General features: G+C 67.4%; 16 protein-coding genes. 5 read left to right on the top strand and 11 right to left on the bottom strand.

Annotation, left to right across the window (positions count from 1 at the left end):
- The first annotated feature begins 16 nt into the window (after positions 1-16).
- Together EJE94_RS12425 and EJE94_RS12420 are read left to right on the top strand one after the other, a co-directional pair.
- Positions 17-340, top strand: coding sequence for a 2Fe-2S iron-sulfur cluster-binding protein (locus EJE94_RS12425; RefSeq protein ID WP_121241951.1), 324 nt, complete (start codon positions 17-19; stop codon positions 338-340).
- The gene (locus tag EJE94_RS12420) at positions 337-1,554 is read left to right on the top strand and encodes an NAD(P)/FAD-dependent oxidoreductase (protein WP_207855961.1); all 1,218 of its coding nucleotides are present in this window, start codon (positions 337-339) and stop codon (positions 1,552-1,554) included. The genes EJE94_RS12425 and EJE94_RS12420 overlap by 4 nt, the downstream gene beginning before the upstream one ends.
- Here the strand turns inward: EJE94_RS12420 and EJE94_RS12415 are convergent, their stop codons facing one another.
- From EJE94_RS12415 to EJE94_RS12365, 11 genes are all read right to left on the bottom strand, one after another.
- On the bottom strand, positions 1,555-2,790 hold the full coding sequence (locus EJE94_RS12415) for an MFS transporter (RefSeq protein WP_207855960.1): 1,236 nt from the start codon (positions 2,788-2,790) through the stop codon (positions 1,555-1,557). It lies immediately after the preceding gene.
- Positions 2,791-2,803: 13 nt separating this feature from the next.
- Positions 2,804-3,637: a class III extradiol dioxygenase family protein gene (locus EJE94_RS12410; protein ID WP_121241946.1), complete on the bottom strand. Its 834-nt coding sequence runs from the start codon at positions 3,635-3,637 to the stop codon at positions 2,804-2,806.
- A gap of 82 nt (positions 3,638-3,719) precedes the next feature.
- Positions 3,720-4,073, bottom strand: a complete 354-nt coding sequence (locus EJE94_RS12405) for a protocatechuate 4,5-dioxygenase subunit alpha (RefSeq protein ID WP_121241944.1) — start codon at positions 4,071-4,073, stop codon at positions 3,720-3,722.
- Between the two features lie 10 nt (positions 4,074-4,083).
- Positions 4,084-5,037, bottom strand: a complete 954-nt coding sequence (locus EJE94_RS12400) for a Gfo/Idh/MocA family oxidoreductase (protein ID WP_121241942.1) — start codon at positions 5,035-5,037, stop codon at positions 4,084-4,086.
- Complete coding sequence (locus tag EJE94_RS12395; protein WP_121242246.1) at positions 5,034-5,888, bottom strand: class III extradiol dioxygenase subunit beta; 855 nt, start codon at positions 5,886-5,888, stop codon at positions 5,034-5,036. Before EJE94_RS12395 ends, EJE94_RS12400 begins: the two co-directional genes overlap by 4 nt.
- Positions 5,889-6,247: 359 nt before the next feature.
- Positions 6,248-6,700 (bottom strand): protocatechuate 4,5-dioxygenase subunit alpha, encoded by a 453-nt coding sequence (ligA, locus tag EJE94_RS12390; RefSeq protein ID WP_121242245.1) that lies wholly within the window; start codon positions 6,698-6,700, stop codon positions 6,248-6,250.
- 2 nt (positions 6,701-6,702) lie between these two features.
- Positions 6,703-7,617: an amidohydrolase family protein gene (locus EJE94_RS12385; RefSeq protein ID WP_121241940.1), complete on the bottom strand. Its 915-nt coding sequence runs from the start codon at positions 7,615-7,617 to the stop codon at positions 6,703-6,705.
- A gap of 3 nt (positions 7,618-7,620) precedes the next feature.
- Positions 7,621-8,304, bottom strand: coding sequence for a 4-carboxy-4-hydroxy-2-oxoadipate aldolase/oxaloacetate decarboxylase (gene ligK / locus EJE94_RS12380; RefSeq protein ID WP_121241938.1), 684 nt, complete (start codon positions 8,302-8,304; stop codon positions 7,621-7,623).
- A 1-nt stretch (position 8,305) separates the two neighbouring features.
- Positions 8,306-9,334: an amidohydrolase family protein gene (locus EJE94_RS12375; protein ID WP_121241936.1), complete on the bottom strand. Its 1,029-nt coding sequence runs from the start codon at positions 9,332-9,334 to the stop codon at positions 8,306-8,308.
- Between the two features lie 25 nt (positions 9,335-9,359).
- Positions 9,360-10,049: a substrate-binding domain-containing protein gene (locus tag EJE94_RS12370; RefSeq protein ID WP_207855959.1), complete on the bottom strand. Its 690-nt coding sequence runs from the start codon at positions 10,047-10,049 to the stop codon at positions 9,360-9,362.
- 74 nt (positions 10,050-10,123) lie between these two features.
- Entirely contained in the window at positions 10,124-11,041 is a 918-nt protein-coding gene (locus EJE94_RS12365; RefSeq protein ID WP_121241934.1) for a LysR family transcriptional regulator, read from the bottom strand.
- A 146-nt stretch (positions 11,042-11,187) separates the two neighbouring features.
- On the opposite strand from EJE94_RS12365, the gene EJE94_RS12360 reads away from it, so the two are divergent.
- The 3 genes from EJE94_RS12360 (at position 11,188) to EJE94_RS12350 (ending at position 14,226) form a co-directional block, all read left to right on the top strand.
- Positions 11,188-11,736, top strand: a complete 549-nt coding sequence (locus tag EJE94_RS12360; protein WP_121241932.1) for a TRAP transporter small permease — start codon at positions 11,188-11,190, stop codon at positions 11,734-11,736.
- A gap of 100 nt (positions 11,737-11,836) precedes the next feature.
- Entirely contained in the window at positions 11,837-13,162 is a 1,326-nt protein-coding gene (locus EJE94_RS12355) for a TRAP transporter large permease (protein WP_121241930.1), read from the top strand.
- Positions 13,163-13,188: 26 nt separating this feature from the next.
- Positions 13,189-14,226: a TRAP transporter substrate-binding protein gene (locus tag EJE94_RS12350; RefSeq protein WP_121241928.1), complete on the top strand. Its 1,038-nt coding sequence runs from the start codon at positions 13,189-13,191 to the stop codon at positions 14,224-14,226.
- The last annotated feature ends 258 nt before the right edge of the window (positions 14,227-14,484 follow it).

Below are 14,484 nucleotides of genomic sequence, written 5' to 3'. Positions count from 1 at the left end.
CGCGAAGAGAGAATCCATGCCCAAAGTCACCTATATCGAACCCGGCGGCGACGAAGTGCAGATCGACGTTCCCGTCGGCTGGAGCGTCATGCAGGCCGCCATGAGCAACGGCGTCGAGGGCATCGAGGCCGAGTGCGGCGGCTCCTGCGCCTGCGCCACCTGCCATTGCTACGTCGAGGGCGAACTTGCCGCCGCCGTGCCTGCAGCCGCCGAAGGCGAGCTGGCCATGCTCGGCAACGTGGTCTCCGAGCGCAAGTCCAACAGCCGCCTGTCCTGCCAGATCAAGATGACGCCCGAACTCGAGGGCCTCGTCGTGCGCTTCCCGGACGCGCAATCGTGAGCGCCGGCATGGTCATCGTCGGCGCCGGCCTGGCCGGCCTCACGGTGGCCGAAACCCTGCGCGCCGAAGGCTACGCGGGACCGATCACCCTGCTCGGCGACGAGCCGCACGGCCCCTACCACCGTCCGCCGCTGTCCAAGGGCTACCTGCTCGGCGAGACGCAGGAGGCGCAGCTGGTGATGCGCGCGCCGGAACTGCTGGCGAAGAAAAACATCACGCTGAAAGTCGGCACTGGCGTGACGGCGATCGACCGCGCGGCGCAGCGGATTTCCCTCGCCGACGGATCGACCCTCGATTACGACGGCCTCGCGCTGTGCACCGGCTCGCGCCTGCGGCCGCTGCCGCTGGCCGGCGCCGACGCGCGGGGCGTGTTCGGCCTGCGCTCCCTAGCCGATTCCAGGGCCATCGCCGCCGCGCTGGAAACCGCGCGCAACGTGGTGGTGATCGGCGGCGGCTTCATCGGTCTCGAGGTCGCGTCCGCCGCACGCAAGAAGGACAAGGCGGTGACTGTGCTGGAAGCCGCCGACCGCCTGATGGCGCGCGTGGTGGCACCGCTGATCTCGCGGTTCTACCTCGATCTGCACAGCGGCCACGGCGTCGATGTCGTGCTCGGTGCCATGGTGTCGGAGTTGGTGGTCGCCGATGGCCACATCGCCGCAGTGAAGACGAAGGACGGCCGCGAGTTCCCTGCCGACCTGCTGGTGGTCGGCATCGGCATCCTGCCCAATGCCGAGATCGCCCAGGCCGCAGGCGTCGAATGCAGCGGCGGCATCGTGGTGGATGCCTGCTCGCGCACCTCGGATCCGGCCATCGTCGCCGCCGGCGACTGCACGGCGCGCAGGATGGCCGACGGGACGTTCCGCCGGCTGGAATCGGTGCAGAACGCCGTGGAGCAGGGCAAGTCGGCCGCAGCTGCGCTGCTCGGCAGGGACCGCGAATTCAACGCAGCGCCGTGGTTCTGGTCCGACCAGTACGACGTCAAGCTGCAGATGGTGGGCCTCACCGCGGGCTTCGACCAGGTGGTGACGCGCGGCGAGCCGAAGGGCAACAAGTTCTCGACCTTCTACTACAAGGGTGGCAAGTTGATCGCCATCGACTCGCTCAACCAGCCCGCAGAGCACCTGACGGGCCGCAAGCTGCTGGACAAGGGCGTTTCGCCGACGCCGGAGCAGGCGGCGGACATCGCTTTTGCCCTCGCCGGCCTGCTCGGCTGATCAGTCCACTTGGCGGCGCAATGCCCTGAGGCGTGGCGCCAGCCAGATCAGCGCCGCGACCAGCAGCACCGCCTCGATCATCACGGTCGCCACCGGCCCGAGGCGGTGCGCGATCAGTCCGGCGAAGAGGCCGCCCACCGCATCCATGCCGAAGCGCAGCGCGGCGAACAGCGAGATGACGCGGCCGCGCAGGGTGTCCGGCGTCAGGCTCTGCAGCAGCGCGTTGGTCGAGACGTTGGTCATGGCGATGCCGGCACCGAGCAGGAACATCATCGGCAGCGCCAGTTCCATGCGCTGAACGAGGCACAGGCCAGCCAGGCCGGCGCCGCCGATGATCCAGCCCATCCACACCAGGCGCGCGATGCGTTCCAGCGGGCGGTGGCCGGCGAGCAGCGCCGTCGCCGACACCGCGCCGGCCCCGGCGGCGCCGAGCAGCCAGCCGAGGGTGCTGGCATCGCCGAGGAATATCTCCTTGGCGAAGATCGGCATCAGCACGATGGCGGACGATGCCGTGGCGTTGAGGATCGCCAGCGAAACCAGCACGGTGCGTATCGGCGGCGTCGCCCAGGCGAAAGCGAAGCCCGCGCGCAACGCCGCTGCCATCGAGGTGGCCCGGGCGGCGTGCTGCCGCGTGTCGCCGAGGTCCATCGTCAGCACCGCCGCGACCAGGGCGAGGTAGGACAGGGCGTTGAGCGCGAAGCAGATGGCCTCGGAGGTCAGCCCCAGCAGCAGGCCGGCGACCGGCGGGCCGACGAAGCGGCCGGCGGTAAACACCGAGGCGTTGAGGGCCACCGCGCTTTGCAGGTCGCGGCGGTCGGCGACGAGATTGGCGAGCAGCGACTGCCGCAGCGGCGTGTCGAAGCTGTTGAGCACGCCCTGCACGGCGGCCAGCGCGACGAGGTGCCAGGGCTGCAGTGCGCCGGCGAAGGCCAGGCCGGCGAGGGCCAGGGCCTGCACCATGTTCAGGCCCTGTACCGCGAGCAGCATGCGGCGGCGGTCGTGGCGGTCGATCCACACCCCGGCCAGCGGCGAGATCAGCAGTTGCGGCGCCTGCGACAGGAAGGCGGTGAGGCCAAGCAGGGCGGCCGAGCCGGTGAGGCGGTAGACCACCCAGCTCATCGCCACCGTCTGGATCCAGCTTCCCAGCACCGACACCGCCTGGCCGGCGAAATAGCGGCGGAAATTGCGGTGGCGCAGCGCCGGTGCGTGGCGGGCCCAGCCGCGGGGCTCGCTCAACGCCCGGTCGGGCTCAGGCATTCTCCATCAGCATCAGGCCGGACGCCGTGTTGGAGATGGGGATGTGGTAGTTGGAATGCAGCGTGGTGACGTCGCCGAGCAGCGCGCCGCGCGCGGCCAGCCACATCACCAGTTCCACGCCCTGGGTGCCGGTGAGCTCGACCAGGTCGAGGATGGAGTAGCGCGTCGCCCACAGCGGATCGCTGGCCAGCTTCTCCATGAACATCTGGTCGAATTCCTTGTTGATGAAGCCGGCGCGCTGGCCGTCGAGCTGGTGCGAGAGGCCGCCAGTGCCGAGCACCACCACGCGGGCGTCGGCGTCCCAGGCCTCGACGGCGCGGCCGACGGCCTGGCCCAGCTTGTAGCAGCGCGCGGCCGAGGGCAGCGGGAACTGCACGGTGTTGATGCAGATCGGCACCGTGCGTACGGGGCAGCTACCGGGCCACAGCAGTTCCAGCGGCACGGTGAAGGCGTGATCGACCAGCATCTCCTGGCAGGTGGTGAGGTCGAATTCCTCGCCGACCAGCGACTCGATCAAATGCCACGACAGGTCGAGGTCGCCCTTGTAGGGCGGCAGGGTCGGGATGCCCCAGCCCTCGTCGGCGTTCTGGTATTCGGGGGCCGCGCCGACGGCGAAGGTCGGCATCTTGTCGAGGAAGAAGTTGAGGCCGTGGTCGTTGTAGAAGACGATGGCGATGTCGGGCTTTACCTTCGCCAGCCAGTCGCGCACGGGCGGGAAGCCGTCGAAGAAGGGTTTCCAGTAGGGGTCCTGCTGCTTCTTCCTGTGGATCGCGCCGCCGATCGCGGGCACGTGGGAGGTGGTGACGGCACCGATGATCTTCGCCATGGCTATGCCTCCGTAGGGCCGCCCCAAGGGGGCATGCGCCCCCCCGTGGGGGGCAGCGAACGACTGTGAGCGTGGGGGGCCATTATTCTCCTGCCTTGACGAGCTTGGCCCTGAATTCGTCCTTGCTCACGCCCGTCTGCTGGGCGCCGATGTCCTGCATGTCGAGGCCGAAGATGCCGGCGAACTTGGCCAGGTAATAGGCGTTGCCGCCGGCCGCGATCAGTTGCAGCACGTTGCGGTTACGGATCGCCTCGCGCTGCTCTTCGTTGAGGCCGTATTGCGCGCAGTAGGCGTCCTCGTCGCGCAGAAACTCCTCGCGGTTCGCTGCCGAGTTGAAGGAAAAGCACATCTTGTTGAGGGCGTAGCCCTTGCGTGCCTGGGTGCCGTCGAAGGGGACGGTGCCGGGAATCTCGCGCTTCTGCCGGGTGGTGTTCATGATCGGCCGCCTATGCCTTGAGCTGCTGCTCGAGCTGATGCAGCGTGCGGTAGCACGGCAGCACCTGGGCGACGCTGGCGTTGGGCTCGCGGCCCTCGCGGATGGCGGCGAAGAACTCGCGGTCCTGCAGTTCGATGCCGTTCATCGAGACGTCGACCTGCGAGACGTCGATCTTCTCCTCCTTGCTGTTGACGAGGTCGTCGTAGCGCGCGATGTACGTGCCGTTGTCGCAGATGTAGCGGAAGAAGGTGCCGAGCGGGCCGTCGTTGTTGAAGGACAGCGACAGGGTGCAGATGGCGCCGGTGCTGCACTTCAACTGGATCGACATGTCCATGGCGATGCCCAGCGTCGGGTGGATCGGGCCCTGGATGGCGTTGGCGGCGACGATCTCGCCGCCGGTCTGCCAGGCGAAGAGGTCGACGGTATGCGCGGCGTGGTGCCACAGGAGATGGTCGGTCCAGGAGCGCGGCTGGCCCAGTGCGTTCATGTTGCTGCGGCGGAAGAAGTAGGTCTGCACGTCCATCTGCTGGATTGCCAGCTCGCCGGCGGCGAGCTTCTTGTGCAGCCACTGGTGGCTCGGGTTGAAGCGGCGCGTGTGGCCGCACATCGCGATCCGCCCGGTCTTGTGTTGGAGAGCCGCCACGGCCTCCGCGTCGGCGAGGCTGTCGGCCAGCGGGATCTCGACCTGCACATGCTTGCCGGCCATCATGCAAGCGATTGCCTGCGCCGCGTGCATCTGCGTCGGCGTGCACAGGATCACGGCATCCACTTCCTTCAGCGCCAGGCTGTCGGCGAGGTCGGTGGTCACGTGGGCAATGCCGAACTTCGCCGCGACCTCCTTCGTCTTGTCGAGCTCGCGGCTGACCAGAGACACGACTTCGACGCCGTCGATCTTCTGGGTCGCTTCGAGGTGCTTGATGCCGAAGGCGCCGGCTCCGGCCAGCGCGACCTTGATGTTCTTCATGTGTTCTCCAGGATCAGGTGGCCCACCGCGGTGTTGGAGGCGGGGACGTGGTAGAAGCGGTGCGCGACGCGCGGCGTGCCGGGTCCTGCCGCGTCGCCCATGGCGCCGCGCGCGATCAGCCACATCACCAGCTCGATGCCCTCCGAACCGGCCTCGCGCACGTAGTCGATGTGCGGCATCTGCGCCAGGCTTTCGGGGTCGGCGATCAGCCGGTCGAGGAAGGCGGTATCCCACTCGCGGTTGATGAGGCCGGCGCGCGGCCCCTGCAGCTGATGGCTCATGCCGCCGGTGCCCCAGACCTGAACCTTGAGCGGACGGTCGAAGCTCTCGACGGCCCTGCGGATCGCGCGGCCGAGGTTGTAGCAGCGTCGGCCCGAAGGCACCGGGTACTGCACGACGTTGACGGCGAAGGGGATCACCGCGCAGGGCCAGGCTTCGGTCTGGCCGAACATCAGCGACAGCGGCACGGTGAGGCCATGGTCGACCTCCATGCGGTTGACGATGGTGAGGTCGAAGTCGTCCTGGATCACCGACTGCGCGATGTGCGCAGCGAGTTCCGGGTGGCCCCTGACCACCGGCACCGGGCGCCGGCCCCAGCCCTCGTCGGCGGGCTTGAACACGGCTCCGCAGCCGATGGCGAAGGTCGGGATGATCTCGAGGCTGAAGGCGGTGGCGTGGTCGTTGTAGACGAGGAAGATGACGTCGGGCGTGTTGTCCTTCATCCACTGCCGCGACTTCTCGTAGCCGGAGAACAGGGGCTGCCAGTAGGGTTCGCCGGTCTTGCCGAGGTCCATCGCCACGCCGATGGCGGGCACGTGCGAGGTGTAGACCGATGCGGTGATGCGTGCCATGTCAGTCTTCCTCTCCGCCACGCGGTGGGTGCGACGGATGAAATGCGGTGTTTGCTGGGGGCCTGAGCGTGCCTATGGCGGCGGGTGGCCGACGCTGCTCATGTCCTCCGGGCCGGGCTGCGCCCGCCCCTCCTCCTTTACTTCGCTGCGTCGGCCACCCGCCGCCATAGGCAGGACCCGCCTTTGCGTTGGGCTCGTCAAATAGCCACGGCGGCACCTGATCGGGACGGTGGGGTGCCCTGCGCAGCGAAGTAAAGGGGGAGGCGGTGGCCAAAGGCCGACGCCGGAGGACATGAGCGGAGCAGAGCACCCCGCCGTCCCGATTACGCACCACTCCGAATTCTGTGGCGAGTTTCATCCTATGCCTCCTCACCGCGCACGACCCTGCCCGCCTTGCCCTGCGGCTGGCGGTGCGGCTGGGCGTCGCCGTTCTCGCCGAAGTGGCGGTTGCCTTCGATCGAGCGGCCGCCGCGCAGCATCATGTCGCGGTACTCCTCCTCGCTCATGCCGGTCATGCTGCCGGCCATCTGTTGGTAGGTCTTGCCGTCGGTGGCGCCGATGCGCGCGAGGAAGTAGATGTTGCCGCCGAGCGCGATGCAGCGGTTGAGGTCGCGTGCCATCACCGCCTGCTTCTGTTCCTCCGTCATCGCCCATTCGTCGAGATAGGCGCGCTCGTTCGCCTTGAAGCGCGCGCGGTTCTCCGGCTTCATCAGCGAGACGCAGAACTGGTTGAGCCAGTAGCCCAGGCGCGACTGCTCGGCGTCGAAGATGGTCGTGCCGGGCACGTCCTTGTAGGGTTTTTCGAGAGCCACGGTCAGCACTCCTCCGGCCAGTAGAGGCGCATCGGGTTGTCCACCAGCAGCTTGCGCTGCAGGTCGGGCGTGGTGGCGATGTGCGGGATGAAGTCCACCAGCAGGCCGTCGTCGGGCATGTGGTCCTTGAGGTTGGGGTGCGGCCAGTCGGTGCCCCAGAGCACGCGGTCGGGGAAGGTCTCGACCAGGCGGCGGGCGAAGGGCACGACGTCGCGGTAGGCGGCCTGCTCGCCGTTCAACGCCGGCGGACCCGACACGGACAGGCGTTCGGGGCAGCTGACCTTGGACCAGACGTTCGGGTGCTCGCGCAGCAGCCTGATGAGCAGTTCGAACTCGGGGCCGGCTACGGGCTGCTTTACGTCGGGGCGGCCCATGTGGTCGACCACCACGGTGGTCGGCAGCGCGGTGAAGAAATCCCACAGCTCGGGCAGGTCGGCCGCCTCGAAGTAGACCACGACGTGCCAGCCGAGCGGCGCGATGCGACCGGCGATCTCCAGCAGCTCGTCCCTGGGGGTGAAGTCGACCAGGCGCTTGACGAAGTTGAAGCGCACGCCACGGACGCCGGCAGTGTGCAGCTCACCCAGTTCGGCGTTGGTGACGCTGCGGCGCACGGTGGCGACGCCGCGTGCGCGTCCCTGACTCGCGCGGCAGGCATCGACCAGCGCACGGTTGTCGGCGCCGTGGCAGGTCGCCTGGACGATGACGTTGCGGGCGAAGCCGAGGTGGTCGCGCAGCGCGAACAGCTGTTCCTTCGATGCGTCGCAGGGCGTGTACTTGCGCTCGGCCGCGTAGGGGAAGACGGCGCCGGGGCCGAAGACGTGGCAGTGGGCGTCGACACTGCCCGGCGGCAGCTTGAAGCGGGGCCTGGTCGGACCTGCGTACCAGTCGAGCCAGCCGGGAGTCTTGGTGAATTCCATGGTTCAGTCGATGTACTTGAGGCCGGCCTTCTCGAGCGGCTCGCGCATGTTGTACATGTCCAGGCCGAGCACGCCGGCGGCGAACTTCTCGCGCTTGGCGACCTCGTTGGCCTCGCGCTTCGTGGCGGCATCGAGCGTCGCCGCGGCCATCGCGCGCGGCACGCAGACCACACCATCGTCGTCGGCGACGATGACGTCGCCGGGATGGACGAGCGCCCCGGCGCAGACCACGGGGATGTTCACCGAGCCCAGCGTCGCCTTGATGGTGCCCTTGGCGCTGATGCATTTGCTCCACACCGGGAAGTCCATCTCGGCCAGCGTCTTGATGTCGCGCACGCCGGCGTCGATGATCAGCGCGCGGGCACCGCGGGCCTTGAACGAAGTGGCCAGCAGGTCGCCGAAATAGCCGTCGCTGCAGGGCGCGCTGATTGCGGCGACGACGATGTCGCCGGGGCGGATCTGCTCGGCGACGACGTGCATCATCCAGTTGTCGCCCGGATGCAGCAGCACGGTGACCGCGGTGCCCGACACCTGCGCACCGGCGTAGATCGGCCGCATGGTGGGCTGCAGCAGGCCGACGCGGCCCATGGCCTCGTGCACGGTGGCTGTTCCGAAGCGCGCGAGCGCGGTGGCGACGGCCGCGTCGGTGCGCTGGATGTTGCGATAGACGACGCCCAGTTCGTACATCTCATTTCCCCTTTTTCTTCAGCGCGGCATCCAGCCGCGGATAGACGCGGCGCGCATTGCCTTCGTAGACCTTGTGGCGATCCTCGGGGCTGAGGTTCAGCGTCGCCTCGATGTAGCGCTTGGTGTCGTCGAAATTGTGGCCGGTCTCGGGATCGATGCCCTTCACGGCGCCGATCATCTCCGAGGCGAACAGGATGTTGTCCACCGGGATGACCTTGGTCAGCAGGTCGATGCCCGGCTGGTGGTAGACGCAGGTGTCGAAGAACACGTTGTTCAGCAGGTGGTCCTTCAGCAGCGGCTTCTTCAGCTCCTGTGCCAGGCCGCGGTAGCGGCCCCAGTGGTAGGGTGCGGCGCCGCCGCCGTGGGGGATGATGAACTTGAGGTCCGGAAAATCCTTGAACAGGTCGCCCTGGATCAGCTGCATGAAGGCCGTGGTGTCGGCGTTGATATAGTGCGCGCCGGTGGTGTGGAAGCAGGCGTTGCACGAGGTCGAGACGTGGACCATCGCCGGGATGCCGTGCTCGACCATCTTCTCGTAGATCGGGTACCAGTGGCGGTCGGTCAGCGGCGGCGAGGTCCAGTGGCCGCCCGAGGGGTCGGGGTTGAGGTTGATGGCGACGAAGCCGTATTCCTTCACGCACTTCTCGAGCTCGGGGATGCACGTCGCAGGACTCACGCCGGGGCTCTGCGGCAGCATCGCCGCGCCGATGAAGTTGTCGGGAAAGAGCCGCGAGACGCGGAAGCAGAGCTCGTTGCAGATCGCCGCCCAGGTTGAACTGACGTTGAAGTCGCCGATGTGGTGGGCCATGAAGCTCGCGCGCGGCGAAAACACGGTGAGGTCGGAGCCGCGTTCCTGCATCTTCCTGAGCTGGTTGGTCTCGATGGTCTCGCGCAGCTCGTCGTCGCTGATATTCAGTTCCGCGACCCTGGGCATCGCCGCCGTATCCTTGATGCCGGCGATCTGGCGGTTGCGCCACTCCTCCAGCGCCTTGGGCGCCGTGGTGTAGTGGCCGTGGATGTCGATGATCATCGATGGGCTCCTGAATGAGGGGTAGTCAGCCCGGTTCCATGCCGTGGCGGCGCTTGGCATCCGCGGCGGCGGGCGAGGCCATGAAGGCGATCAGGTCGCGCCCCGCCGCAGGCTGGGAAGAGGCGACGCAGAGGCCGGCCGTGAAGGTGCTGATGATTTCGCAGCCGGGCGGCATGGTGCCGAGGACCGCGATGCCGGGCGCATGCATCATTTCGCTGAACTGCTGGAAGCCGAGTTCGACCGCGCCGTCGGCCGCCAGCCTGGCGACCGGCACGCCCGGCGGCGCCTGCACCACGCGATCGCGCACGGCCTCGACAACGCCCCAGCGCTCGAACAGCTTCAGCAGTTCCGTGCCGCTCGGCCCGGTCGAATAGCCTATCGTACGCGCGGACAGCACGGCGCGCCGCAGCGCGTCTTCCGAGCCGATGTCCGGTTGCGGGCCGCCTGCGCGCACCGCGATCGCCACCGGCGAGCGCACCAGGTCGGCCCGGCTGTCCGGAACAACGCGCCCGGCGGCGACCAGCTTGTCGATCGCATCGGCCGCGAGAACAACCACGTCGAACGGCTCGCCGGCCTGCACCCGTTTGGCCGCATCCACGCCGCCCACCGACTCGAAGGCGACTTCGACATCGTTTTGCTGCCGATATGCGCCGGCCAGCTCGGCCAGCACCTGGCGAGTCGCCATCGACGAGATGCCGACGATTCTGGTGGTCATTCGAGTGCCGTGGGTATTGTCACGGCGTCATTCTCGCGGCTCGGCCGGAGCGTGCCTAGCCGCCACGCGCACTACTAGCTATCGCGTTTTGTTATGGCGCCGCCGGCAGCGGCCAGGATCAGCTCGCGCAGAAGCTTCAGCACATGCTTGGTCAGGGGCGTCGAGGGCTTGTGCGCCGACACCGCCAGGCACAGCGTGCTGGTCAGGTGGGGCTCCGTCAGGGGACGCAGGACGAAGGCTTCGGGTTGCGTGCACGCGGCCAGCGCGGTCTGCGTCAGCACCGCATGGCCATAGCCGGCGCGCACCAGTTCGAGGATGGACTGGACGCTCGAGACCTCGAGGGCCACGTTCAACTTGTGACCGGAAAGGGCGGCCTGGGTTTCCAGCAGCTTGCGGATGGCGTGGCTGCGCTCGGGCAGGATCAGCGGAAGGTCCGCCAGTTGGCTGAAGGTCACCGGCGCCTTCTTCCTGGCGCCGCCTGCCGGGCTGACCAGGCCGAGCGGTTCGTCCAGCACCGGCATGATGTCGAGGGCGGGATTCGGTTCCGGATTGTGCAGCAGTCCCAGATCGACCCGGCCGGTCGAGATCCATTCGACCAGGTGCGCCGACAGTCCCTCGACGATGGCCAGCCGGGCCTTGGGCAGACTGGCGCGGAAACCCTCCACCAGGGGCAGAGTGAGTATCCGCCCCATGCTCGGCGGCAGGCCGACGACGATGCGTCCGGCCGGCTCGCCGCGCGTGCTTTCGATGTCCTCGCGCACGCGCGCCATGAGCTGCAGGATGCCCACGCTGTGGTCGAACAGGCGCTGGCCGGCCTCGGTCAGCAAGACGCCGCGGCCATTGCGCATCAGCAGGGAAACGCGGAGGTCGGTTTCCAGCAGCCGTACCTGCCGCGACAGGGCGGGCTGGGCGATGTTGAGGATCAGCGCGGCCTTGCTGAAGCTGCCGAGTTCGGCGACATGCACGAAATATTCGAGTTGCTTGAGATTCATCGGGTGAGGCGGCTTGCCATAACAAAACGCGATAGCTAATAGTACCCACAATCGCTTTGCCCCGTTGGCCGACCCTGCCAGAATGGCGCAGCGTCGGCTGAGGGCCCGTCGATGCGCGTTCCGCCCCGCCCCAAGAAGGACCTCGCATGCAAGAACCGCAACCGGTAACACCCTATGCCCTGCATGACAGCTTCGGACCGCTGGGCAGGTTCATCCATTTCCTGGCGCGGCTGATGGCGATCATCGGCGGCGTCATTTTCGTCGGCCTGGTCATCATGTCGGTGGTTTCCATCGTCGGCCGCAAGACCGTCGGCTTCATCGTGCCGGGTGACGTCGAAGTGCTGCAGATGCTCGCGGCCTGCGCCGCCGCCTCCTTCTTCCCGTACTGTCACCTGCGTCATGGCGACATCAAGGTCGATTTCTTCACCCACAACCTGCCGCAGAAGACGCTGTGGCGCATGGACGCCTTCGGCTCGCTGCTGGTCGGCCTGTTCGGCGCCTTGATCGCCTGGCGTTCATGGGCCGGCGCGATGATGGTGAAGGAGGCCGGCGAGACCTCGATGATCCTGGCCTGGCCGGTGTGGATCCCGCAGGCCTTCATGGTGCCGGGCTTCCTCGTACTGGCGGCGGCCGGCTTCTACATGTGCGGGCACCAGCTGCGCATGGCGGCCAATGCCGACAAGGGGGCCGCATGAGCAGGGAGCAGGGGCCCCGCGCAGCGGGGATGCGACCGCCCGCAAATGCGGCCGGCTGCGGACGCCTGGGCGGTTGCGATTGCGGCTCGGGGGCGGCGGCATGAGCGGCATGGCGATGGGCTTCGCGATGTTCGGCATCCTCATGGCGCTGCTGGTGGTGCGCATCCCCATCGGCATCGCCATGTTCATGGTCGGCGCCGGCGGCTATGTCTACATCGTCGGCGACACTTTGCCGCTGCTCAACTCGCTGAAGAACCTGGCCTACGCGCGGCTTTCCAATTACGACCTGGTGGTGATCCCGCTGTTCCTGCTGATGGGCCAGTTCGCCACCCACGGCGGCCTGTCGAAGGCGCTGTTCCGCTTCGTCTCGGCCTTCCTCGGCCACCGCAAGGGCGGCGTCGCCATCGCCGCCATCGGCGCCTGCGCCGGCTTCGGCGCGATCTGCGGCTCCTCGCTCGCGACTGCCGCGACCATGGGTCAGGTGACACTGCCCGAGCTCAAGCGCTACGGCTACTCCGGCGCGCTGTCCACCGGTGCGCTGGCGGCCGGCGGCACGCTGGGCATCATGATCCCGCCCTCGGTGCCGCTGGTGATCTACGCCATCCTGACGCAGGAATCGATCGGCAAGCTGTTCATGGCCGCCGTGCTGCCCGGCATCATCGCCATGCTCGGCTACATGATCGTGGTGCGCATCATCGTCACCCTCAACCCGGCTGCCGGGCCGGCCGGCCCGGCGACAAATTGGCAGGAAAAGCTCATGAGCTTCATCGCCGTGCTGCCGGTGCTGCTGGTCTTCGTCATCGTCATCGTCGGCATCTACGGCGGCTGGGCGAACCCGACGGAGGCCGCGGCGGTCGGCGCCGCCGCCTGCGGCATCCTCGCCGTGATCACCGGCGGCATGCGCTTCGAGGGCCTGATGGAGAGCATCGTCGGCACGGCGCAGACCACCGCGATGATCTTCCTGGTGCTGCTCGGCGCCGACATGCTCAACACCGCGCTGGCGGTGTCGCAGATGCCCACCGAGCTGGCGACCTGGGTCAGGAACAGCGGCATGTCGCCGATGCTGGTGATGGTGATGATCCTGCTCATCTACGTGCTGCTCGGCTGCGTGATGGACTCGCTGGCGATGATCCTGCTCACCATCCCGATCTTCTACCCGATGGTGATGGGCCTCGACTTCTATGGCATGCCGCCGACCGACAAGTCGATCTGGTTCGGCATCCTCGCGCTGATGGTGGTCGAGATCGGCCTGGTGCACCCGCCGGTCGGCATGAACGTCTACATCATCAACCGGCTGGCGAAGGATGTGCCGCTGGTGGAGACCTTCAAGGGGGTGATGCCCTTCCTGCTCTCCGATTTCATGCGCATCGCGCTGCTGCTGTTCTTCCCCATCATCTCGCTGTACCTGGTGCACACATTCCAATAAACGACTTCAACGGAGGAGACCCACAGATGAAAACCCGCAAACTCGCCGCACTCATGACCGCGGCTGCCACCAGCCTCTTCGCCGGCGCCGCAATGGCCCAGGAAGTCACCCTCAAGGTGCACCATTTCCTGGCGGCGAACTCCAACCAGCACATGAACCTGCTCACGCCCTGGTGCGACAAGATCGCCAAGGAATCGAACAACCGCCTCAAGTGCCAGATCTACCCGTCCATGCAGCTCGGCGGCACGCCGCCCCAGCTCTTCGACCAGGCGCGCGACGGCGTCGCCGATATGGTGTGGACCCTGCCGACCTACCAGGCCGGCCGTTTCACCAAGTCCGAGGCGTTCGAACTCCCCTTCCTGACCAAGAACGCCACCACCGCCAGCCCGGCGCTGTGGGAGTATGTGCAGAAGAACGCACTCGACGAGTTCAAGGGCACCAAGATCATCTTCATGCACATGCATGACGGCGCTACGCTCCACTTCGGCAAGGTGGGGCCGAAGACGCTCGAGGACCTGAAGGGTCTCAAGGTGCGCGCCCCGAGCCGCATCGGCGGCAAGGTGATCCAGGCGCTGGGCATGGTGCCGGTGCAGATGCCGGCGCCGCAGGTGCCGGAGTCGATCGCCAAGGGCGTGGTCGACGGTGCGATGATTCCCTGGGAAGTGATGACCCCGCTGAAGATGCAGGAAATCACCAAGTTCCACGTCGAGGTACCGGCCGGCAAGCCCAAGCCCTCGAACTCGATCTTTGTGCTGGTGATGAACCAGGCCAAGTACGACAGCCTGCCCGCCGACCTGAAGAAGGTCATCGACGCCAACAGCGGCCTCGAGACCTCGAAGTGGGCCGGCAAGGTCTTCGACGCGCCCGAGGGGCCGGCGCGCAAGCTCGCCCAGGAGCAGGGCGGCACCTTCATCACCATCAGTCCCGCGGAATACGAGCGCTGGCGCAAGGCGACCGACCAGGTCGACGACGAGTGGATGAAGGACGTCAACGCCAAGGGCGGCAACGGCAAGGCGCTCTACGACGAGGCGGTCAGCCTGCTGAAGAAGTACGGCAGCCTCTGATCCGGTCGCAGCACGGCAGGACGGGCCCGCGCAGTCGGGCCCGTTTTTTGTCCGGAATCCGCCGTGGCGAAGCGGCACGACGGCAGCGGGCTTCCTCGACGCGCAGTGCACGGACGACACCCTGCTGCTGGATCGCTTCGCCTGCGGCAAGCTTTGCCAGAAAGGCGATTGCATCAGCTTCAAGGCCGCCACCGTCACCCCTATTCTCAGCGCAGGATCGAGCCCGTGTCCGGCCGAGCGTCGCTCTGCGCAGGAACT

The sequence above is a fragment of the Sulfurisoma sediminicola genome, from assembly GCF_003865015.1.
GTDB classification, from domain to species: Bacteria; Pseudomonadota; Gammaproteobacteria; order Burkholderiales; family Rhodocyclaceae; genus Sulfurisoma; species Sulfurisoma sediminicola.
This window is presented reverse-complemented; position numbering and strand designations above follow the sequence as displayed.

Excerpts from the sequence above, each read along its gene's own strand:
- EJE94_RS12425 (WP_121241951.1), top strand. The coding sequence starts at position 17 with ATGCCCAAAGTCACCTATATCGAACCCGGCGGCGACGAAGTGCAGATC.
- EJE94_RS12410 (WP_121241946.1), bottom strand. The coding sequence starts at position 3,637 with ATGGCGAAGATCATCGGTGCCGTCACCACCTCCCACGTGCCCGCGATC.
- EJE94_RS12405 (WP_121241944.1), bottom strand. The coding sequence starts at position 4,073 with ATGAACACCACCCGGCAGAAGCGCGAGATTCCCGGCACCGTCCCCTTC.
- EJE94_RS12400 (WP_121241942.1), bottom strand. The coding sequence starts at position 5,037 with ATGAAGAACATCAAGGTCGCGCTGGCCGGAGCCGGCGCCTTCGGCATC.
- EJE94_RS12395 (WP_121242246.1), bottom strand. The coding sequence starts at position 5,888 with ATGGCACGCATCACCGCATCGGTCTACACCTCGCACGTGCCCGCCATC.
- EJE94_RS12385 (WP_121241940.1), bottom strand. The coding sequence starts at position 7,617 with ATGGAATTCACCAAGACTCCCGGCTGGCTCGACTGGTACGCAGGTCCG.
- ligK (WP_121241938.1), bottom strand. The coding sequence starts at position 8,304 with ATGTACGAACTGGGCGTCGTCTATCGCAACATCCAGCGCACCGACGCG.
- EJE94_RS12375 (WP_121241936.1), bottom strand. The coding sequence starts at position 9,334 with ATGATCATCGACATCCACGGCCACTACACCACGGCGCCCAAGGCGCTG.
- EJE94_RS12370 (WP_207855959.1), bottom strand. The coding sequence starts at position 10,049 with ATGACCACCAGAATCGTCGGCATCTCGTCGATGGCGACTCGCCAGGTG.
- EJE94_RS12365 (WP_121241934.1), bottom strand. The coding sequence starts at position 11,041 with ATGAATCTCAAGCAACTCGAATATTTCGTGCATGTCGCCGAACTCGGC.
- EJE94_RS12360 (WP_121241932.1), top strand. The coding sequence starts at position 11,188 with ATGCAAGAACCGCAACCGGTAACACCCTATGCCCTGCATGACAGCTTC.
- EJE94_RS12355 (WP_121241930.1), top strand. The coding sequence starts at position 11,837 with ATGAGCGGCATGGCGATGGGCTTCGCGATGTTCGGCATCCTCATGGCG.
- EJE94_RS12350 (WP_121241928.1), top strand. The coding sequence starts at position 13,189 with ATGAAAACCCGCAAACTCGCCGCACTCATGACCGCGGCTGCCACCAGC.